This is a genomic window from Klebsiella sp. KPN54798, from assembly GCF_021184225.1.
In the GTDB taxonomy this organism is placed as follows: Bacteria; Pseudomonadota; Gammaproteobacteria; order Enterobacterales; family Enterobacteriaceae; genus Klebsiella; species Klebsiella pneumoniae.
On the sequence record NZ_CP089234.1, the window covers coordinates 4,493,956 to 4,514,428 of the forward strand.

18 protein-coding genes are annotated in these 20,473 nt (G+C 54.2%); 10 read left to right on the forward strand and 8 right to left on the reverse strand.

All coding sequences use genetic code 11. From position 1 onward, the window contains the following. Nucleotides 1-10: 10 nt before the first annotated feature. From ftsL to leuO, 7 genes are all read right to left on the reverse strand, one after another. On the reverse strand, nt 11-376 hold the full coding sequence (ftsL, locus tag LPQ25_RS21625) for a cell division protein FtsL (RefSeq protein ID WP_002888550.1): 366 nt from the start codon (nt 374-376) through the stop codon (nt 11-13). After that, nucleotides 373-1,314: a 16S rRNA (cytosine(1402)-N(4))-methyltransferase RsmH gene (gene rsmH / locus LPQ25_RS21630; RefSeq protein ID WP_002888547.1), complete on the reverse strand. Its 942-nt coding sequence runs from the start codon at nt 1,312-1,314 to the stop codon at nt 373-375. Before rsmH ends, ftsL begins: the two co-directional genes overlap by 4 nt. Before the next feature lie 2 nt (nt 1,315-1,316). After that, a complete protein-coding gene (gene mraZ / locus LPQ25_RS21635) occupies nt 1,317-1,775 on the reverse strand; it encodes a division/cell wall cluster transcriptional repressor MraZ (RefSeq protein ID WP_002888541.1) in 459 nt (152 codons plus the stop codon). A 640-nt stretch (nt 1,776-2,415) separates the two neighbouring features. After that, nucleotides 2,416-3,420, reverse strand: a complete 1,005-nt coding sequence (gene cra / locus LPQ25_RS21640) for a catabolite repressor/activator (RefSeq protein WP_004145952.1) — start codon at nt 3,418-3,420, stop codon at nt 2,416-2,418. Nucleotides 3,421-3,600: 180 nt separating this feature from the next. Then, a complete protein-coding gene (ilvN, locus tag LPQ25_RS21645; protein ID WP_002888536.1) occupies nt 3,601-4,092 on the reverse strand; it encodes an acetolactate synthase small subunit in 492 nt (163 codons plus the stop codon). A 2-nt stretch (nt 4,093-4,094) separates the two neighbouring features. Further along, a complete protein-coding gene (gene ilvI, locus LPQ25_RS21650; RefSeq protein WP_002888534.1) occupies nt 4,095-5,819 on the reverse strand; it encodes an acetolactate synthase 3 large subunit in 1,725 nt (574 codons plus the stop codon). A 394-nt stretch (nt 5,820-6,213) separates the two neighbouring features. After that, nucleotides 6,214-7,182: a transcriptional regulator LeuO gene (gene leuO / locus LPQ25_RS21655; RefSeq protein WP_004192013.1), complete on the reverse strand. Its 969-nt coding sequence runs from the start codon at nt 7,180-7,182 to the stop codon at nt 6,214-6,216. 613 nt (nt 7,183-7,795) lie between these two features. Between leuO and leuL the strand changes: the two genes are divergently transcribed. The 9 genes from leuL (at nt 7,796) to aroD (ending at nt 17,974) form a co-directional block, all read left to right on the forward strand. Next, a complete protein-coding gene (gene leuL / locus LPQ25_RS21660) occupies nt 7,796-7,882 on the forward strand; it encodes a leu operon leader peptide (RefSeq protein ID WP_004222662.1) in 87 nt (28 codons plus the stop codon). 95 nt (nt 7,883-7,977) lie between these two features. Beyond that, nucleotides 7,978-9,549, forward strand: a complete 1,572-nt coding sequence (leuA, locus tag LPQ25_RS21665; RefSeq protein ID WP_004178594.1) for a 2-isopropylmalate synthase — start codon at nt 7,978-7,980, stop codon at nt 9,547-9,549. Next, nucleotides 9,549-10,640, forward strand: a complete 1,092-nt coding sequence (gene leuB / locus LPQ25_RS21670; protein WP_002888487.1) for a 3-isopropylmalate dehydrogenase — start codon at nt 9,549-9,551, stop codon at nt 10,638-10,640. The genes leuA and leuB overlap by 1 nt, the downstream gene beginning before the upstream one ends. A gap of 2 nt (nt 10,641-10,642) precedes the next feature. After that, on the forward strand, nt 10,643-12,043 hold the full coding sequence (leuC, locus tag LPQ25_RS21675) for a 3-isopropylmalate dehydratase large subunit (protein WP_004177417.1): 1,401 nt from the start codon (nt 10,643-10,645) through the stop codon (nt 12,041-12,043). Nucleotides 12,044-12,053: 10 nt separating this feature from the next. Continuing rightward, nucleotides 12,054-12,659, forward strand: a complete 606-nt coding sequence (gene leuD, locus LPQ25_RS21680; protein WP_002888481.1) for a 3-isopropylmalate dehydratase small subunit — start codon at nt 12,054-12,056, stop codon at nt 12,657-12,659. 395 nt (nt 12,660-13,054) lie between these two features. Continuing rightward, nucleotides 13,055-15,088, forward strand: a complete 2,034-nt coding sequence (locus LPQ25_RS21685; RefSeq protein ID WP_012737399.1) for an oxidoreductase — start codon at nt 13,055-13,057, stop codon at nt 15,086-15,088. Between the two features lie 11 nt (nt 15,089-15,099). Further along, nucleotides 15,100-15,963: a shikimate dehydrogenase gene (locus LPQ25_RS21690; protein WP_014908015.1), complete on the forward strand. Its 864-nt coding sequence runs from the start codon at nt 15,100-15,102 to the stop codon at nt 15,961-15,963. A gap of 10 nt (nt 15,964-15,973) precedes the next feature. Further along, nucleotides 15,974-17,188: an MFS transporter gene (locus LPQ25_RS21695; RefSeq protein WP_004178591.1), complete on the forward strand. Its 1,215-nt coding sequence runs from the start codon at nt 15,974-15,976 to the stop codon at nt 17,186-17,188. Nucleotides 17,189-17,218: 30 nt separating this feature from the next. Next, the gene (gene aroD, locus LPQ25_RS21700; protein WP_004177420.1) at nt 17,219-17,974 is read left to right on the forward strand and encodes a type I 3-dehydroquinate dehydratase; all 756 of its coding nucleotides are present in this window, start codon (nt 17,219-17,221) and stop codon (nt 17,972-17,974) included. Nucleotides 17,975-18,011: 37 nt separating this feature from the next. Here the strand turns inward: aroD and LPQ25_RS21705 are convergent, their stop codons facing one another. Then, complete coding sequence (locus tag LPQ25_RS21705; protein ID WP_002888455.1) at nt 18,012-18,908, reverse strand: LysR family transcriptional regulator; 897 nt, start codon at nt 18,906-18,908, stop codon at nt 18,012-18,014. Between the two features lie 231 nt (nt 18,909-19,139). Between LPQ25_RS21705 and LPQ25_RS21710 the strand changes: the two genes are divergently transcribed. Then, on the forward strand, nt 19,140-20,450 hold the full coding sequence (locus tag LPQ25_RS21710; RefSeq protein ID WP_012737396.1) for an MFS transporter: 1,311 nt from the start codon (nt 19,140-19,142) through the stop codon (nt 20,448-20,450). Nucleotides 20,451-20,473: the final 23 nt, after the last annotated feature.

The window sequence follows — 20,473 nt, forward strand, 5'->3', positions numbered from 1 at the left end:
GCAATAATCCTTATTTCTGTACAACGATATTTTCTTGTGATGGATCGACGTGTTGCATCTGTAACTTCTCGGTCGCGATCCGCTCAACCCGACTGTGATCGCCGAGCGCGTTCTCTTCGAGGATCAGGTTGCGCCACTCAATATCCAGGGCGTCGCGCTCCAGAACCAGCTGTTCACGCTGCGCGGTCAACAGGCGCGTGTGATGCGCAGTGGTGACCACGGTAATCGCCGTAATAATGATGCAAATGAACAGGCAGAGTGGCAGTTTCCCAAACCGCAGAAGGTCGTCCCCGATCACGCCAGGCAAAGCATGGCGCTCGTTGCTTCCAATCGACCCTTTAACCTTGCTTAAGGCCTCTGTCACTCTGCCGATCATGCGTTCGTCCTCTCTGCGATACGCAGCACTGAACTACGGGCGCGTGGATTCTCTGCCACCTCTTCTTCGCCCGGCATCAACTTGCCTAGTGCTCGCAACTCACGGCCGCCCAGTTTTTTGAGCTGCGCTTCGGTCATCGGTATTCCCGCCGGAACCTGCGGACCGCGGCTTTGCTCACGCATAAAGCGCTTCACAATGCGATCTTCCAGCGAATGAAAACTAATGATCGACAGCCGCCCGCCCGGGGCCAGCACGCTGAGCGAGCTTTTTAGCGCCTGCTCTATCTCCTCCAGTTCACTGTTTACCCATATGCGCACCGCCTGGAAGGTACGGGTCGCGGGATGTTTGTGCTTATCTTTTACCGGCATCGCCGCGGCGATGACTTCCGCCAGCTCTTTGGTGCGGGTCATCGGCTGAATGCGATTACGTTCGACGATCGCGCGGGCGATACGTTTGCCGAAACGCTCTTCGCCAAAGGTTTTAATCACCCAGGCGATATCGTCTTCTTCAGCCGTCTGCAGCCATTCGGCCGCGGACTGACCGCGCGTCGGATCCATGCGCATATCCAGCGGCCCGTCACGCATAAAGGAAAAGCCGCGTTCCGCATCGTCAAGCTGCGGGGAAGAGACGCCGAGATCGAGCAGAATGCCGTCGATCTTACCGGTAAGATTGCGCTCGCCGACGTACTCAGCGAGTTGTGAAAAGGGACCATGTACGATGGAAAAGCGGGGGTCATCGATGGTTTGCGCGACGGCAATCGCCTGCGGGTCGCGATCGATAGCCAGCAAGCGTCCTTCCGCACCCAGCCGGGAGAGGATCAGGCGCGAGTGACCGCCGCGGCCAAAAGTACCATCAATATAGATACCGTCTGGACGAATATTGAGGCCGTTGACGGCTTCATCCAGAAGTACCGTAGTATGTTTATAATTTTCCATCATTTTTATAAGGACAAATCCTGCAGGCGCTCCGACAGTTCACCGGTCGCGGACTGCTCAGCGTCGATATCTTCCTTGACCCGTTGATACCAGGTCGTTTCATCCCACAGTTCAAATTTATTAAACTGCCCGACCAGCATCACTTCTTTTGTCAGCCCGGCATGCTGCCGTAACACCGGCGCAATCAGCAAGCGGCCGGCATTATCCATCTGACATTCGCTGGCATGACCCAAAAGCAAACGCTGTACGCGCCGCTCAACGGGATTCATGCTCGATAAACGCGACAATTTCTGCTCGATGACTTCCCATTCAGGCAATGGATAAAGCAGCAGGCACGGGTGATGAATGTCAATGGTGCATACCAATTGACCGGCAGCGTCCTCGATCAGCCCTTCGCGATAGCGCGTTGGCACGGCCAGGCGGCCTTTGCTGTCGAGATTGACTAACGTTGCTCCACGGAACATGCCAGCCTCACCCCTTTTCGCCACTTTACCCCACAAATTCCCACCAGAAGGAGTTTACGGAGCGGAGGAAAAGCTTGTCAAGCCAGCACGGATGCCAACGGAGCTCAAAAACCCATTATTTACAGCCGACATTAGCCCTGATGAAAAAATCATCAACAGGCGAGGCAAATTAACGTTATGAATACGTGTAAGAAAATAACCAACAAACTCGTAACAGTTATAAACAACAGAATATCTTCGGCGGGAAAATATAAAGTGTCAGTTTGCGACGCGAGCGGCATTTTAGGCCATTATGCCGGCCGTTAACAGTACCTGTTGCTGGCAGAGGGACTGGCCAGGCGCGGGATATGACGGGGAAGAAAGCGTGGCGCGTACAAAATGAGTGTTAATTCAGCAATTAACCTGATGAATGTAACAAAATAATACAATTAAAGTCCGCGCAGTCATTTTTTGTACCCCATTTGGAGTCACAAAACGATGGTCAGTGAATAAAATAAAATAACGCGTAAAGAAGTTTAGGGATTTATCTGAAATATATTCAGTTTTGCATTTTGCACGTCAATTGCCTGATTTATCGCCAGCGGCCTGCTTACGGTCAGGCCTGCCAGGTTTATACCTGGGCGCTGGCGATATGGCGCCCTTAGCGGCGATTCAGGCTACCGCGACGATAGAGATTACGGCGAATACGGCTAAGACCCGGCTTCGGCTTGCGAGGTTCGTCGAGGCTGGCGAGGACGATCTCCAGCACCCGCTCAGCGACATCGCGATGACGCTGGGCCACGGCCAGTACCGGACACTGCAGAAAATCGAGCAGCTCATTATCACCGAAGGTGGCGATCGCCAGCTCGGAGGGCAGTTTACCCTCGCGACGCAAGGTCACATCCATTACGCCCTGCAGCAGCGGGAAAGAGGTGGTAAACAGCGCCTGTGGCATCGGATGGGTTTCAAGCCATTTCTCAAACAGCTGGGCCGCCGCTTCGCGCTCATAGCTGTTGGCATAGAGATAATGCACCTCACGCGGATCGTCCTGCCAGGCTTTACGGAAGCCCTGTTCGCGCAGGAAGCTCACCGACAGCTCCGGCAGCGCGCCGAGATAGAGCACCGTTTCGCCAGGAAACGTCCGCAGCTCAGCTGCGAGCATCTCGGCGTCATCCTGGTCAGCGCCAACCACGCTGGTGAAGTGCTCGCGATCGAGGGCGCGGTCGAGGGCGACAATCGGAAACGGGTCGTTAGCCCAGCGCTGATAAAAAGGGTGCTCCGGCGGCAGCGAAGTAGAGACAATGATAGCGTCCACCTGGCGCTGCAGCAGATGCTCGATACAGCGCATCTCGTTATCGGGCTGATCCTCCGAGCAGGCAATCAGCAGCTGATAGCCGCGCTGACGCGCCTGACGTTCGAGATAATTTGCAATCCGGGTATAGCTGGTGTTTTCCAGATCCGGGATCACCAGACCGATAGAGCGTGTGCGTCCTGCACGCAGGCCAGCAGCGACCGCATTTGGGTGATAGTTGTGCTCTCGCACCACAGCCATCACTTTTTCGACCGTTTTATCGCTTACGCGGTACTGCTTCGCTTTGCCATTAATCACATAGCTCGCGGTGGTTCTTGAAACACCGGCCAGCCGGGCGATTTCATCCAGTTTCACAATTGCCCCTTGGGTAAGAAGTGCCAAACATAACCATTATTCAGGTATGGAATCCTTTTTATAACATCTAAGCGCAGAATAGTTAGCGCAGCAACCGCTTTCGCTTACAGTTCCTACTGATTTCGCAAAAAAAAAGCCCGACAGTCTCTGCCGGGCTATTTTTACAGCAGTTCCCGATCCTTAGCGCATGATTTTATCACCGCGAGACAGGCCGACCACGCCGGAGCGAGCCACTTCCACAATCCGAGCGACATCGCGCAGCGAGGCCAGAAATGCATCCAGCTTATCGCTGGTGCCGGCGAGCTGGACGGTATAGATAGAAGGCGTCACGTCGATAATCTGTCCGCGGAAGATTTCGGTGTTGCGCTTCACTTCTTCACGGCCATAGCCGCTGGCCTGAACCTTCACCAGCATAATTTCGCGTTCAACATGAGCCCCCTGCCCCAGCTCGCTGACCCGCAGGACATCCACCAGCTTGTGCAGTTGCTTTTCAATCTGCTCAATCGCTTTTTCATCGCCCACGGTCTGAATGGTCATTCTGGAGAGAGTGGGATCGTCCGTCGGCGCGACAGTCAGGCTTTCTATATTATAGCCACGCTGGGAAAAGAGGCCGATAACGCGGGACAATGCACCCGATTCGTTTTCCAGTAATACCGATAATATCCGGCGCATAATCAGGTCCTCTCCGTTTTGCTCAACCACATTTCATCCATGCCGCCGCCGCGGATCTGCATGGGGTACACATGCTCACTGCCGTCGACGGTCACATCGACAAACACCAGCCGACGCTGGCGCACCTGCTCCAGAGCTTCAGCAAGCTTCGTCTCCAGCTCCTGCGGCTCGCTGATGCGGATCCCGACGTGGCCATAGGCTTCCGCCAGACGGACAAAGTCCGGTAGCGATTCCATATAGGACTGCGAGTGACGCCCGGAATAGAGCATATCCTGCCACTGCTTCACCATCCCGAGATAGCGGTTGTTGAGGTTAAGCACCAGGACCGGCAGCTCATACTGCAGCGCAGTGGAGAGTTCCTGAATGTTCATCTGGATACTGCCGTCACCGGTCACGCAGACCACCATTTCGTCCGGCAGAGCCATTTTGACCCCCAGCGCAGCCGGTAGGCCAAAGCCCATGGTGCCGAGACCACCGGAGTTAATCCAGCGCCGCGGTTTATCGAAGGGGTAATACAGGGCGGCGAACATCTGATGCTGACCCACATCGGAAGTGACGTAGGCATCGCCCTGGGTCAGCCGCCAGATAGTTTCAATTACCGCCTGCGGTTTGATTTTATCGCTCTGGTCGTCGTAGCGCAGACAATGACGGGCACGCCACTGCTCGATCTGTTGCCACCAGTCGCGAATGTCGTCCAGCGGCTGCTGCGCTTCCTCCTGCTCCAGCAGCTCCAGCATCTGCTCCAGCACCAGCCGGGCATCGCCGACGATCGGCACATCTGCCGGCACGGTTTTCGAGATTGAAGTCGGATCGATATCAATATGCAGTACCGTCGCGTTCGGACAATACTTGGCCAGGTTATTGGTGGTCCGGTCGTCAAAGCGAACGCCGACGGCAAAAATCACGTCCGAGTGGTGCATGGTCATGTTGGCTTCATAGGTGCCGTGCATCCCCAGCATCCCCAGCGCCTGCGAGTGTGTCGCCGGGAAAGCGCCAAGTCCCATCAAGGATGAGGCCACCGGCAGCTTCAGTTTTTCCACCAGCTCGCGCAGCTGAGGTTCGCAATGCGCATTGATCGCCCCGCCGCCGACGTAGACGACCGGCTTACTTGCGGCCACCAGAGTCTGTAGCGCGCGTTTAATCTGCCCTTTATGGCCACTGGTGGTTGGGTTATACGAGCGCATGCTCACCGCGTCCGGCCAGACGTAAGGCAGCTTCTTCGCCGGATTGAGAATATCCTTCGGCAGATCGACCACTACCGGACCGGGGCGACCGCTGGCCGCCAGCCAGAAGGCTTTCTTCAGCACGCCGGGAATATCTTCGGTCTGCTTCACCAGGAAACTGTGCTTCACCACCGGACGGGAAATCCCCACCATGTCGCACTCCTGGAAGGCATCGTAGCCGATAAGCGAGGTGGCTACCTGCCCCGAGAGGATCACCAACGGAATAGAGTCCATATAGGCTGTCGCAATGCCAGTGATGGCGTTCGTCGCCCCAGGCCCAGAGGTCACCAGCACCACGCCGACCTCCCCGGTCGCCCGCGCCAGGCCATCCGCCATATGCACCGCCGCCTGCTCGTGACGAACCAGCACATGATCGATACCGCCAAGGGTATGTAACGCATCATAGATATCGAGGACTGCGCCTCCGGGATAGCCGAATACTTGCTTGACGCCCTGATCGACAAGCGATTGGACGACCATCTCGGCTCCTGACAACATCTCCATGGTTTGCCTCCAGGCTTATTGTTTTACGACAGCGGAACTCAATTTCCGCGCGCTCGCACGATGCGAAGGAGTGGTCCTCCGCATTGAGGTGAATGTACTGCATGCCACTACCATAACTGCTCGCTAGCAGGCAGGCAATTCGCCGCAGCTGAGGCCTTATTTCTTGAATAAGAAGAAAAGAAAGCGGTGAGGGGAAAATATGGTGAATTGCTTCAGAGATAAGAAAAGAGAATGGTAAATACTCGGCGAAAAAGGGTGATAACAGGAATAGATCCATTTTTCACGAACACAACGAACTCCTCGCGCAAGGTAAACAGAATAAAATTCTGCTTTATTTGATTTATGTCATATAAAAAAAGGAGCCGAAGCTCCTTTGCTATCTATCGTCGTCGGGTCAGCGCTTGCAAATGTCCACCAGCAGCTCTTCCATCCACTGGTGGCCTTTATCACGACCAGCGGCTTCGTGCCAGGAGAGATAGCAGGTCCGACTGTTGACCTTCAACGGCAAAGGTAATATTTGCAGGGCAAGCTTGTCAGCAAATTCATCTGCCAGCCAGCGCGGGGCAATGGCCACCATCTGGGTTTGCGATACTACGTTTAATACGCTGACCATCGCATTACCCTGATAGGCGATACGCGCTTGTTTATCGGCCGTGTCATACCACGGCAAACTAAATGAGGCATACCGGTCAAGAGCAACGGCGGCATGCTCCTCGCGATAAATATCCGCCTCCATCATCGGCCCGGAAATACGCGGATGGTTGCGACTGGCGACCAGGACCATTTCGTCTTTAAATAACGGAACGCAGGCAAACTCAGGGCGACGGAACTCTTCATATCCGATTACGAATTCTGTTTCCTGATAACGTAGCTGATGTTCCGTATTTTGATTCAGCGCAGACTTAAAGACTAAATGAATATTGGGTGCTATCTCTGCAACTTTATTAAAAATAACCGACGTCAGGATGTTATCCAGCGGGCTGCAGACGCACAGATGGAACACCCGCTCACTGCTCAGCGGTTCAAAACCGGAGCCTGGCAATTCGTTTTGGACCAGCTGCAGCGCCTGGCGTACCGAGCCAAACAGCTGATAGGCGCGCGCCGTCGGCTGAATACCGCGGCCATAGCGCACAAAAAGCTCGTCATTAAACATCACTTTCAGTCGTGAAACCGCATTGCTCACCGCGGGTTGTGACATGCCGAGCGTATGGGCGGCACGAGTAATATTCTGCTCTTGCATAACCGCATCAAAAACGGTAAGCAGATTGAGATCAACCATCCGTAGTTGAGGTTTAACGACTTCCTGTCCGGGGGCTGATTTATATTCTGGAGTTTCAATTAACATATCTAATTCCGCCGTCACGATGAATTCCCTTCACTAAACCGCTATAATTAGCGCCGAAAATATCATTTACCATGCAAATGACATTTACAAAATAGCAAAAGAAATTTTTAGGAATATATCAAGGCTATGAGTGGCAGTGAAGAAACGGTCCTGAACAAAAAATTGAGCCGCTCAAACCATACTGATTACTTAATGATGATAAGTGTAACCATAATCCATAAAAATAAAAACAGCACCACGAGTTAACTGTAACTTAAGCAATAATAAAGTATTTTATTTTTCCCTCCATAAAATTAACAAATCCTTATCATTGAAAAATAATCCGCTAGCGTTCGAATACATTCACAGGAAAAATAAATTTAATATTTTCATCCAGATACCGTTTTTTGTCCCTTCATTGGCGACACCTCTTCGACGATGCCTTGAATGCAAAGCACTTTTTCAAATGAAACAAATGGGGATAAACCGCCTTCGGTCCAAAATAGGATCTTCGGCAAAATGGGGCTTACATCAGCACATTTTGCTAATTCATTTAGTCAGCCCAAAACGCTTTTTCCATGCCAGGGGTTGACTTTAAAACGGCTATCCAGTAACTCTAAAAGCATAACGATTTCATCTGGAGTTTGACGCAATGATTCGCACCGCTCGTATCACCAGCCTACTACTACTAAACGCATGCCATTTGCGCGGTAGGCTGTTGGGCGACGTTCAGCGTTAAGTCATCTTCCAGCAAGACTATAAAACCCGCGCCTTGGCGCGGGTTTTTTTATGCTCGTCAACAAGGCGCCAGGACACAGACTAAGGATCCAAACCATGAGCCAGCAAGTCATTATTTTCGATACGACCTTACGTGATGGCGAACAAGCGTTACAGGCAAGCCTGAGTGTCAAAGAGAAGCTGCAGATCGCACTGGCCCTTGAGCGAATGGGGGTCGACGTAATGGAAGTCGGTTTCCCGGTATCCTCGCCGGGCGATTTTGAATCGGTGCAAACCATCGCACGCACCATTAAAAACAGCCGCGTGTGCGCTCTGGCGCGCTGCGTTGAGAAAGATATCGACGTGGCGGCGGAATCGTTAAAAGTGGCCGAGGCTTTCCGTATTCATACCTTTATTGCCACCTCGCCGATGCATATCGCCACCAAACTGCGCAGTACGCTGGATGAGGTTATTGAGCGCGCGATCTATATGGTGAAGCGGGCACGCAACTACACTGACGACGTTGAGTTCTCCTGTGAAGACGCCGGCCGTACGCCGATTGCCGATCTGGCTCGCGTCGTGGAAGCGGCGATCAACGCCGGCGCCACCACCATTAATATCCCGGATACCGTCGGCTATACCATGCCGTTCGAATATGCCAACATCATCAGCGGCCTGTATGATCGCGTGCCGAATATCGACAAAGCAATTATTTCCGTCCACACCCATGATGATCTGGGCATCGCTGTCGGTAACGCCCTCGCCGCGGTCCACGCCGGTGCGCGCCAGGTAGAAGGTGCGATGAACGGTATCGGCGAACGCGCCGGCAACTGCGCGCTGGAAGAAGTGATCATGGCGATCAAAGTGCGCAAAGACATCATGAACGTGCACACCAACATTAATCATCATGAAATCTGGCGCACCAGCCAGACCGTCAGCCAGATCTGCAATATGCCGATCCCGGCGAACAAGGCCATCGTCGGCACCGGCGCCTTCGCCCACTCCTCCGGCATTCACCAGGACGGCGTGCTGAAGAACCGCGAAAACTACGAGATCATGACCCCGGAATCTATCGGCCTGAACCAGGTGCAACTGAACCTGACTTCCCGCTCCGGCCGCGCGGCGGTGAAACACCGGATGGAAGAGATGGGCTACCAGGAGAGCGATTACAACCTGGATCATCTGTACGACGCATTCCTGAAGCTGGCGGACAAAAAAGGCCAGGTCTTCGATTACGATCTGGAAGCGCTGGCCTTTATCAACAAGCAGCAGGAAGAGCCAGAGCATTTCCGCCTGGATTACTTCAACGTCCAATCCGGATCCAGCGATATCGCCACCGCCTCGATCAAACTGGTCTGCGGGGATGAGATCAAAACCGAAGCCGCCAACGGCAACGGTCCGGTCGATGCTATCTACCAGGCGATTAATCGCGTCACCGACTACAACATTGAATTAGTGAAGTATGGCTTAAGCGCGAAAGGCCACGGCAAAGACGCCCTGGGCCAGGTGGATATCGTCGTTGACTACAATGGCCGCCGCTTCCATGGCGTTGGTCTGGCAACGGATATCGTAGAGTCGTCAGCCAAAGCGATGGTTCACGTGCTGAACAACATCTGGCGCGCCGCCGAAGTCGAAAAAGAATTGCAACGCAAAGCTCAGAATAAAGAGAACAATAAGGAAACCGTGTAATGTCGAAGAATTACCATATTGCCGTTTTGCCGGGTGATGGCATTGGCCCGGAAGTGATGAACCAGGCGATGAAAGTACTGGAAGCCGTGCGCCAACGTTTTGCCATGCACATTACCACCAGCCAGTATGACGTTGGCGGGGCGGCCATCGACCGTCAGGGAACTCCCCTGCCGCAGGCGACCGTCGCCGGATGCGAGCAGGCGGATGCGATCCTGTTCGGCTCCGTCGGCGGTCCGAAATGGGAGCACCTGCCGCCGGCGGAACAACCAGAGCGTGGCGCGCTGCTGCCGCTGCGTAAACACTTTAAACTGTTCAGCAACCTGCGCCCGGCCAAACTGTATCAGGGGCTGGAAGAGTTCTGCCCGCTGCGCGCCGACATCGCTGCTAACGGCTTCGACATTCTCTGCGTACGCGAACTGACCGGCGGCATCTACTTCGGCCAGCCGAAAGGCCGCGAAGGCAGCGGTCAGCATGAGAAAGCCTTTGATACCGAGGTGTATCACCGCTTTGAGATCGAGCGTATCGCGCGCATCGCTTTTGAATCCGCCCGCAAGCGTCGTCACAAAGTGACTTCCATCGATAAGGCCAACGTTCTGCAGTCCTCCATCCTGTGGCGCGAAATCGTCAGCGAGATCGGCAAGGAGTATCCGGACGTTGAGCTGGCGCATATGTATATCGATAACGCCACCATGCAGCTGATTAAAGATCCGTCCCAGTTCGACGTGCTGCTGTGCTCCAACCTGTTTGGCGACATCCTCTCCGACGAGTGCGCGATGATCACCGGCTCGATGGGTATGCTGCCGTCCGCCAGCCTCAATGAACAAGGTTTTGGCCTGTACGAGCCGGCGGGCGGTTCCGCACCGGATATCGCCGGCAAAAATATCGCCAACCCGATCGCGCAGATCCTCTCCCTGGCTCTGCTGCTGCGCTACAGCCTCGACGCTGACGAAGCGGCGACCGCCATTGAAAACGCGATCAACCGCGCCTTAGAAGAAGGGGTTCGAACCGGCGACTTAGCGCGCGGCACGGCGGCGGTCAGCACTGATGAAATGGGCGATATTATTGCCCGCTATGTCGCAGAAGGGGTGTAATCATGGCGAAGACGTTATACGAAAAATTATTTGATGCGCACGTAGTGTATGAGGCGCAGAACGAAACCCCGCTGCTGTATATCGACCGCCATCTGGTGCACGAAGTCACCTCTCCGCAGGCGTTTGACGGTCTGCGCGCCCATGGCCGCCAGGTGCGCCAGCCGGGTAAAACCTTCGCTACCATGGATCATAACGTCTCGACGCAGACCAAAGACATTAACGCGTCCGGTGAGATGGCCCGCATTCAGATGCAGGAGCTGATTAAGAACTGTAAAGAGTTCGGCGTTGAACTGTACGACCTGAACCACCCGTATCAGGGCATCGTCCACGTCATGGGCCCGGAACAAGGGGTTACCCTGCCGGGGATGACGATCGTGTGCGGTGACTCCCATACCGCCACCCACGGCGCGTTCGGTGCGCTGGCGTTCGGTATCGGCACCTCCGAAGTGGAGCATGTGCTGGCGACCCAGACCCTGAAACAGGGCCGCGCGAAGACCATGAAAATCGAAGTCCAGGGCAAAGCGGCGCCGGGCATTACCGCCAAAGATATCGTGCTGGCCATCATTGGTAAAACCGGTAGCGCCGGCGGCACCGGCCATGTGGTTGAGTTCTGCGGCGAAGCGATCCGCGATCTGAGCATGGAAGGCCGTATGACCCTGTGCAACATGGCGATCGAGATGGGCGCCAAAGCGGGCCTGGTCGCGCCGGACGAAACCACCTTCAATTACGTACGCGGCCGTCTGCATGCGCCGAAAGGCAAAGATTTTGACGATGCCGTAGCGTACTGGAAAACCCTGAAAACCGACGACGGCGCGACGTTTGATACCGTGGTAACGCTGCAGGCGGCGGAAATTGCCCCGCAGGTGACCTGGGGCACCAACCCGGGCCAGGTGATCTCGGTGACGGATAACATCCCCGATCCAGCGTCGTTCAGCGATCCGGTGGAACGCGCCAGCGCCGAAAAAGCGCTGGCCTATATGGGACTGAAATCCGGGATCCCGCTGACGGAAGTCGCTATCGATAAAGTGTTTATCGGCTCCTGCACCAACTCGCGCATCGAAGATTTACGCGCCGCGGCGGAAATCGCTAAAGGGCGTAAAGTGGCGCCGGGCGTCCAGGCGCTGGTGGTGCCGGGTTCTGGTCCGGTGAAAGCGCAGGCGGAAGCGGAAGGTCTGGATAAGATCTTTATCGAAGCCGGCTTTGAGTGGCGCTTACCTGGTTGCTCTATGTGTCTGGCAATGAATAATGACCGCCTGAATCCGGGCGAACGCTGTGCCTCAACCAGCAACCGTAACTTTGAAGGCCGTCAGGGCCGCGGCGGACGCACGCACCTGGTGAGCCCGGCAATGGCCGCGGCGGCAGCCGTTACCGGCCATTTCGCCGATATCCGTAATCTGAAGTAAGGAGACCATCATGGCAGAGAAATTTACCCAACATACCGGCCTGGTGGTTCCGCTGGATGCTGCAAACGTCGATACCGACGCGATCATCCCTAAGCAATTTTTGCAGAAGGTCACCCGCACCGGCTTTGGCGCGCACCTGTTTAACGACTGGCGCTTTCTCGACGATAAAGGTCAACAGCCGAACCCGGAGTTCGTGCTGAATTTTCCTGAGTACCAGGGGGCATCGATACTGCTGGCGCGGGAAAACTTCGGCTGCGGCTCCTCGCGCGAGCACGCGCCGTGGGCGCTGACCGATTACGGCTTTAAGGTCGTTATCGCCCCGAGCTTTGCCGATATTTTTTACGGCAACAGCTTCAATAACCAGCTGCTGCCGGTGACCCTGAGCGACGAGCAGGTCGACGAGCTGTTCAAGCTGGTGCAGGCCAACCCGGGCATTACGTTTGAAGTGGATCTGGAAGCGCAGGTAGTTAAAGCCGGGGATAAAACCTACAGCTTTAAGATCGACGATTTCCGCCGCCACTGCATGCTCAACGGCCTGGATAGCATCGGCCTGACGCTGCAGCATGAAGCGGCGATCTCCGACTATGAACGCAAGCTGCCGGCGTTTATGAATTAACCTTTGGGCCCGGTCATTTGATCGGGCTTTTTAGTTTATTGCGGAGAAAATTGCGATCTCACGCACAAAAACCAATTTTAATTTGCTGATTGTCAGACCTTACCGCCACCCTGCCCTACCGCCTAAAGAAGAATTATTCCGCTTTCCTCCCCTTCTCCAGCACTGTTTATGTATTTTCCCTGCACTGCAAGTAAAAATAAGGCACGAGTATTTAATATAAAAATATAAGAATGTGAAGAAAGCGTTAATCTCATAGAGAACCCCTATGGCTATGCACAAAAAAAAGCATTATTTTTCGATTTTTCCCCTCGTTATCTTTTGCCACAGAGAAATATTAACTAAGGACACGCCTGGGCCCCGCATATCGGCCTCCCGGCCTCCTGTGGAGAGAAGAGATGAGCCACTATCCGCACCTTTTCAGTCCGTTGACCATCAACGGTATGACGTTAAAAAACCGCATTATTATGCCCCCTATGGGCACCAATATGGCCACGCTCAATGGCGAGGTGTCGCAGGAACAGCTGGAATACTACGAACTGCGGGCCAAAGGCGGCACCGGGCTTATCACCATCGAAAATATTTGTATTGATTTCCCCTTCGCCTCCAACGGCACCACCCAACTGCGCATCGATAACGATCAATATATTCCACGGCTGTTTAAATTAACCGAGACCCTGCATAAACATGGCGCCTGCGTATCCATTCAGTTAAATCATGCCGGCGCTTCCGCTTATGCCTACCGACTGGAAGGCCAGACGCCGCTCTCCTCTTCTACAACGCCGTCGAAGAAGCACGGTAATATTCCGCGTCCGATGACCCATGAGGAAATTTATCATGCGGTAGAGAAATTTGGTGACGCCGCGGAGCGCGTTCGGCGCGCAGGTTTTGACTGCGTCGAAATTCATGCCGGTCACTCCTATTTAATTAGCCAGTTTTTATCGCCGCTGTTTAATAAGCGCACTGATGAATTTGGCGGCAGCGTCGAAAATCGCACTCGGATACTGAGTCTGATTGTCGATAAGGTTCGCGCCTGCGTGGGGCCGCGTTTTCCGGTCAGCCTGCGCATCAGCGCCGACGACTTCCTCAAGGGCGGCAATACCCTCGAAGATTCCCTGCGTATTCTTGAGCTCTGCCAGGAGAAGGTCGATATCATCAACGTCTCTGCGGCGCAGAACGACAACCTGAATCTGCAAATCGATCAGATGTCGCTGGAGGATGGCTGGAAGCGCTATCTCTCCCGCGCGGTGCGCGATAAATTCCATAAACCCACGGTCATCGCCGGCAATATTCGCACTCCGCAGGTAGCCGAAGATATCCTCGCCAGCGGCGATGCCGATCTTATCGCCATTGGCCGCGGTCTGATTGCCGAGCCGGATTGGGTGCAGAAAGTGCAAGGCGGAAAAGAGCGACTGATGCGCAAATGTATCTCCTGCAACATCGGCTGCGCCGACCATCGCATCGCCCGCTCGCGCCCGCTGCGCTGTTCGATTAACCCGGATATTATTCACGGTGACGCCTATAAAATGCGGCGCGTGAATCGCGACACTAACGTGGTGGTCATCGGCGCCGGCACCGCCGGGATGGAAGCCGCCTGCACCGCGGCGGAAGTTGGTTGCCATACCTGGCTGCTGGAAGCGAAAAACCACGTCGGCGGCCTCGCCAGCGAAATCTCCCGCCTGCCGGAGAAAAAACGCATCGCTGATTTCCCGCAGTTTATGAAAAATCGTATCGCCTCGCTGGACAACCTGATGCTGCAGATCGGCAAGCGGGCCGACGTGGCTTCAGTTTCCGCCCTGCGTCCGCATCTGATTGTCAACGCCACCGGCTCAACGCCGCTGCTGCCGCCCATTGAAGGCTTGCGGGAAAACATTGACGTCGAGAACGGCAAGATCTTTTCCATTACCGGCATGATCGACAATCTGGCGAAATTTACCGATATCAAGGGCAAACGCATCGCCGTAGTCGGCGCCGGCGCCGTTGGCCTTGACGTTATCGAATACTTTACCGCTCGCGGCGCACAGGCGGTGCTAATCGAGATGCAGGACGCCGCCGGTCGCGATCTCGACATCATTACCAAAAATGCCATGTTGACCATGCTCGACGAGCACCAGGTCGAACAGCACATGAATACCCAACTGATGGCGGTCGCTGCCGACCATTTCCAGGTGAAAAATACACAGCAAACCTTCGATATTCCCTTCGACTACGGCTTTGTCTGTCTCGGGATGCGCGCCAACCGCACGGGTCTCGACGAGATCGAGCGCTGGGCCAATGCCAATAACGTCAAAATCATGAACATCGGCGACAGCGTGATGGCGCGACGCATTATCGATGGCGTCCGCGAAGGCCGCAACGTACTGGATGCACTGGAAGACATGGGTGCGCTGGGCAGCCGCGAAGCACAACGAATTCCCTTTCTAACTTATTGAGGATTTTTGTCATGGCAGAACGTATTACTGGACACACTGAGCTGATTGGCCTGATCGCCACCCCGATTCGTCACAGCATGTCGCCCACCATGCACAACGAGGCTTTCGCCTATCTCGGGCTGGACTACGTCTATCTCGCTTTTGAAGTCGGTAACCAGGAGCTAAAAGACGTGGTGCAGGGCTTCCGGGCGATGAAGCTGCGCGGCTTTAACGTCTCTATGCCGAACAAAACCGAGATTTGCCAGTATCTCGATAAACTGTCGCCGGCGGCACAGCTGGTCGGGGCGGTCAATACCGTGGTCAACGACGACGGCGTACTGACCGGACATATCACCGATGGCACCGGCTACATGCGCGCCCTTAGCGAAGCCGGTATCGATATCATCGGCAAGAAGATGACCGTACTCGGCGCCGGCGGCGCGGCAACGGCGCTCTGCGTCCAGGCAGCACTGGATGGCGTGAAGGCGATCTCCATCTTCAACCGCCGCGATAAATTCTTCGCCAACGCAGAAGAAACCGTGGCCAAGATCCGCCACAACACCGACTGCGAGATCCATCTGTTCGATCTCGACGATCATGACAAGCTGCGCGCCGAAATTGACAGCAGCGTGATCCTGACCAATGCCACCGGGGTCGGCATGAAGCCGTTCGAAGGCCAGATGCTGCTACCTGACGACAGCTTCCTGCGTCCGGACCTGATCGTCTCCGACGTCGTCTACAACCCGCGCAAAACCCACCTGCTGGAAGTGGCCGAGAAAAAAGGCTGCCGCACGCTGAACGGCCTGGGGATGATGCTGTGGCAAGGCGCGCGCGCGTTCGAAATCTGGACGGGCAAACAGATGCCGGTTGATTACATCAAGAGCATTCTGTTCTAAGAGGCGAATGATGAAAAATAAATACATCCCTACTGCGGCAGGGCTGTACCTCAACTACCTGATCCACGGTATGGGGGTGCTGTTAATCACCCTCAACATGGCCCATCTTCAGGAACAGTGGGGAACGGACGCGGCTGGCGTATCGGTGGTGATCTCCTCGTTAGGTATCGGCAAACTGGCAACCATCGTGACCGGCTTCCTGTCGGATCGCTTCGGTCGCAAGCCCTTTATCTATCTTGGGATCCTGAGTTACCTGATCTTTTTCGTCGGCATCCTGCTGACCAAAAATATCTATCTGGCTTACGTGTTCGGCATTATGGCGGGCCTGGCGAACAGCTTCCTCGACTCCGGTACCTATCCGGCGCTGATGGAATCTTTCCCGCACTCTGCCAGCCGGGCCAACGTGCTGATCAAAGCCTTCGTCTCTGCAGGGCAGTTCCTGTTGCCGTTCATTATCAGCTTCCTGATATGGGCAAATCTGTGGTTCGGCTGGTCGTTCGTGATTGCGGCAGCACTCTTTGTACTGAGCGGGATTTATCTGCTTAAAATGCCGTTCCCTGACAGCCAGGCAGCGAAAAAAGAGGAAGCCCCTACGGCACAGGCGGAAACAGCCGTCCGGCCACAGGCTAATAAGCTGGATATGGTGATCTTCACCCTGTACGGTTATATCGGCATGGCGACCTTCTATCTGGTCAGCCAATGGCTGGCGCAGTACGGCCAGTTCGTCGTCGGCCTGCCCTATGCCTCGGCGATTAAACTGCTTAGCATCTATACCGTCGGCTCGCTGGTCTGCGTCTTTGTAACTGCCGCCTTCGTCAAAGAGGTGTTTAGCTCGGCCATTGCGATGATTATTTATACTGGCCTGTCGATGATTTCGCTGCTGTTGGTGTGCCTGTTCCCGACGCCGATGATGGTAACCGGCTTTGCTTTTGTCATCGGCTTTGCCGCCGCTGGCGGAGTGCTGCAGCTGGGTGCGACAATCATGGCGATGAGCTTCCCGAACGGAAAAGGCAAAGCAACCGGCATCTTCTACACTGCCGGCAGTATCGCCAGCTTCACGATCCCGTTGATCACCGCAAAGCTTTCGCAGATCAGTATTGCCAGCATTATGTGGTTTGATTTTCTGATCGCCGTTATCGGCTTTGTGATCGCCCTGTACATCGGCTATCGTCAACTGCAGGCTCGGGCGGCGCAAAAAGTGTCACGCACCGCAGTCACCGCCTGAAGTACAACGCGAAAAATAATGGATACCTACATGACAAATGCAGTAACCGTAAAGAACATCACCTTCCAGGAAGGGGAAACCCTCATTTGTGTACCGCTGATCGGTAAAACCCTGGATGAGATACTGGGTAACGCCCACGGCCTGGTCGATGCCGGCGCCGATATTATCGAATGGCGCGTTGACCACTTTGCCCAGGTCAGAGAGATGGCCCAGGTGATGGCCGCGCTGGCGGAAATCCGTGGCGCGCTGAAAGCGCTTCCGCTGCTGTTTACCTTCCGCAGCAAGAAAGAAGGTGGCGAAACCGAGCTCAGCGACGAAGCCTATTTTGCGCTCAACCGCGAGGCCGCACGCAGTGGACTGGTTGATGTTATCGATATCGAACTGTTCAATGATGAAGCGCAGATCCGCGCGCTGGTTGACGATGCGCATGCCGCGGGCGTCAAGGTGATCATGAGTAATCATGATTTCCATAAGACCCCCGCTCAGGAAGATATTATCTATCGCCTGCGCCGCATGCAGGATCTGGGGGCCGATCTGCCGAAGATCGCGGTGATGCCGCAGTCGCCGCAGGACGTACTCACCTTGCTCGCCGCCACGCTGACCATGAAAGAGAAGTATGCGACGCGTCCGCTGATCACCATGTCGATGGGCAAATCCGGTGGCGTTAGCCGGGTCACCGGGCGCTTGTTCGGTTCGGCGATGACCTTCGGTACCGTTGGTCAGGCCTCCGCGCCTGGGCAGATCGCCATCGCTAAGCTGCGTGAAGTGATGGATATTCTCTCCTGATATCCGGATGGCCCGGAGGTCACATCCGGGCCATCCGTTAACAGATCTTCTGGCTGTCGTGGATAACCACATTTTTAAATGACTCCAGCGCCGGAGAGAGCCCCTTGTCTTTCATGGTCGCCAGATAGATATAGCGGGGGGGGATGGTGTTTTTAATCTTCAGGATATGGACGTTGTAATAGGAGAGCGCGGTAATGCGCGGCATAATCGCGATCCCGTAGTCAATACTCACCAGCCCGGCCATCGCCGTATCCTCATCCACATAGCAGGCGATCTCCGGCACCAGCTTTTGCTGCATAAATACATTATCGATAAACGGACGTAAGCCGCTATTTTCTGAAAAATAGATATACGGATAATGAATCGTCTCCACCAGATCGACTTCATGTTCATATAGCCGGGCCAGCGGATGATCCTTTGCCGTGACCACCACCAGTTCCTGCTGGATCACCGGAATAAAATCGATATCGGGTTCATCGGCAATATAAGAGCAGATCGCCAGATCGACTTTTCCGGCCTTCAGCTCCTGCAACAGCGTCAGCGATGTCCCTTGAGTAAAAGAAAAAGTCACATTGTGACATTCAGGTGAAAGAGAATATTTATTAATTAACTGTGGAACAACATACTCCCCCATCGTGTAAATAAAGGCGATGCGAATATTCTCTTTATTCTCAGCGCCATTTTTTTGCAATATCATGCGTCCGTTCTCCAGCGAGGCCAGCGCATCTTCAACATACGGCAAAAAACGCTTGCCGTTTTGGGTAATTTTTACGTTCCGCCCCTGTCTGGCGAATAGCGCGACCCCTAACTCCTTCTCCAGCTCCGATATCGCGTGGCTTAGCGAGGGCTGGGTGATGCACAGACTGGAGGCGGCTTCGGTGTAATGCTCAGTTTCAGACAGACGTTTAAAATAATAAAGTTGCTTTAGGTTCATTATTTTTACCCGTATAATATAAGAATAAATGCACTGACGCTAATATACCATGCAAGCCACCAATAATGCGCATGAACGGGTAAATATCGGCGTTACATCAAATATTATTTGACGAAGGGCATGAATGTGCCACAAGGCATTGCTATTCATAGATACTACCTATAGCTCCTTGAGATATTTTTGCATATTAGAATATATGCAAAAATATTTTAAACTTTAAAGGAACTCGCTATGAGTATGTCAAACTCTCAGGAAGTCCTCACTTCCACATCGGGGGCGAAAAAAAGAAGCCGCGTACGGATAGTTATTCTGCTGCTACTCTCCGTCGGAACGATGATCAATTATCTCGACCGTACCATCCTGGGTATTGTAGCGCCACAGTTAAGCAAAGAAATCCATATCGATCCGGCGATGATGGGTATCATCTTCTCCGCCTTCGCCTGGACTTATGCGCTGGCGCAGATCCCCGGCGGGATGTTTTTAGACCGCTTTGGCAACAAAGTGACCTATGCCCTGTCAGTTTTCTTCTGGTCGCTGTTTACCCTGCTGCAAAGTTTCACCCTCGGCCTAAAATCCCTGCTGCTTCTGCGCCTGGGACTCGGCGTCAGCGAAGCGCCCTGCTTTCCGGCCAACAGCCGCATCGTCAGCACCTGGTTCCCTCAGCATGAGCGCGCGCGGGCAACGGCAACATATACAGTTGGTGAATATATAGGGCTGGCCGCTTTCTCGCCGCTGTTATTTTTAATTCTCGAACATCATGGCTGGAGAACGCTTTTTTTCCTCACCGGCGGATTAGGTATTTTATTTACTTTAGTGTGGTGGCGTTTTTATCATGAACCGCATGAATCGCACACGGCTAATCAAGCGGAGCTGGAGTATATCGGCGCAAACAGCATTAACAATAAAATCCAGAACGTTCCATTTAACTGGCGTGACGCCAGACGCCTGCTGGGCTGTCGCCAGATCCTCGGCGCCAGCCTGGGTCAGTTCGCCGGCAACACCACACTGGTCTTTTTCCTGACGTGGTTTCCCAGCTACCTCGCCAACGAGCGCCATCTTCCATGGCTGCACGTCGGCTTCTTCGCCACCTGGCCCTTCCTTGCCGCCGCGATTGGCATCCTCTTCGGCGGCTGGATCTCCGACCGGTTGTTGAAGCGAACCGGCTCCGTCAACATCAGTCGAAAGTTACCAATAATTTCCGGTTTATTGCTGTCCAGCTGTATTATCGCGGCGAATTGGGTAAGCGCCAATAGCACCGTAATTATTATCATGTCGGTGGCTTTTTTTGGCCAGGGGATGGTCGGTCTGGGCTGGACCTTAATTTCTGATATTACCCCGGAAAATATGGCAGGCCTCACCGGCGGCATATTTAATTTCTGTGCCAATATGGCCTCGATTATCGCACCACTGATAATTGGTGTGATTATTTCCGCCACGGGTAATTTCTTTTACGCGCTGATCTACGTCGGCCTGACGGCGCTGATTGGGGTGATTGCCTACATTTTTATCATCGGCGACATTAAGCGTATCGAACTCAAGTAGGCCTGGTCGCCCCGGCGATGCCG

Excerpts from the sequence above, each read along its gene's own strand:
- LPQ25_RS21705 (WP_002888455.1), bottom strand. The coding sequence starts at position 18,908 with ATGAACCTAAAGCAACTTTATTATTTTAAACGTCTGTCTGAAACTGAG.
- leuB (WP_002888487.1), top strand. The coding sequence starts at position 9,549 with ATGTCGAAGAATTACCATATTGCCGTTTTGCCGGGTGATGGCATTGGC.
- leuD (WP_002888481.1), top strand. The coding sequence starts at position 12,054 with ATGGCAGAGAAATTTACCCAACATACCGGCCTGGTGGTTCCGCTGGAT.
- leuL (WP_004222662.1), top strand. The coding sequence starts at position 7,796 with ATGATTCGCACCGCTCGTATCACCAGCCTACTACTACTAAACGCATGC.
- rsmH (WP_002888547.1), bottom strand. The coding sequence starts at position 1,314 with ATGATGGAAAATTATAAACATACTACGGTACTTCTGGATGAAGCCGTC.
- LPQ25_RS21695 (WP_004178591.1), top strand. The coding sequence starts at position 15,974 with ATGAAAAATAAATACATCCCTACTGCGGCAGGGCTGTACCTCAACTAC.
- LPQ25_RS21710 (WP_012737396.1), top strand. The coding sequence starts at position 19,140 with ATGAGTATGTCAAACTCTCAGGAAGTCCTCACTTCCACATCGGGGGCG.
- ilvI (WP_002888534.1), bottom strand. The coding sequence starts at position 5,819 with ATGGAGATGTTGTCAGGAGCCGAGATGGTCGTCCAATCGCTTGTCGAT.
- ftsL (WP_002888550.1), bottom strand. The coding sequence starts at position 376 with ATGATCGGCAGAGTGACAGAGGCCTTAAGCAAGGTTAAAGGGTCGATT.
- leuA (WP_004178594.1), top strand. The coding sequence starts at position 7,978 with ATGAGCCAGCAAGTCATTATTTTCGATACGACCTTACGTGATGGCGAA.
- leuC (WP_004177417.1), top strand. The coding sequence starts at position 10,643 with ATGGCGAAGACGTTATACGAAAAATTATTTGATGCGCACGTAGTGTAT.
- mraZ (WP_002888541.1), bottom strand. The coding sequence starts at position 1,775 with ATGTTCCGTGGAGCAACGTTAGTCAATCTCGACAGCAAAGGCCGCCTG.
- LPQ25_RS21685 (WP_012737399.1), top strand. The coding sequence starts at position 13,055 with ATGAGCCACTATCCGCACCTTTTCAGTCCGTTGACCATCAACGGTATG.
- ilvN (WP_002888536.1), bottom strand. The coding sequence starts at position 4,092 with ATGCGCCGGATATTATCGGTATTACTGGAAAACGAATCGGGTGCATTG.
- LPQ25_RS21690 (WP_014908015.1), top strand. The coding sequence starts at position 15,100 with ATGGCAGAACGTATTACTGGACACACTGAGCTGATTGGCCTGATCGCC.
- aroD (WP_004177420.1), top strand. The coding sequence starts at position 17,219 with ATGACAAATGCAGTAACCGTAAAGAACATCACCTTCCAGGAAGGGGAA.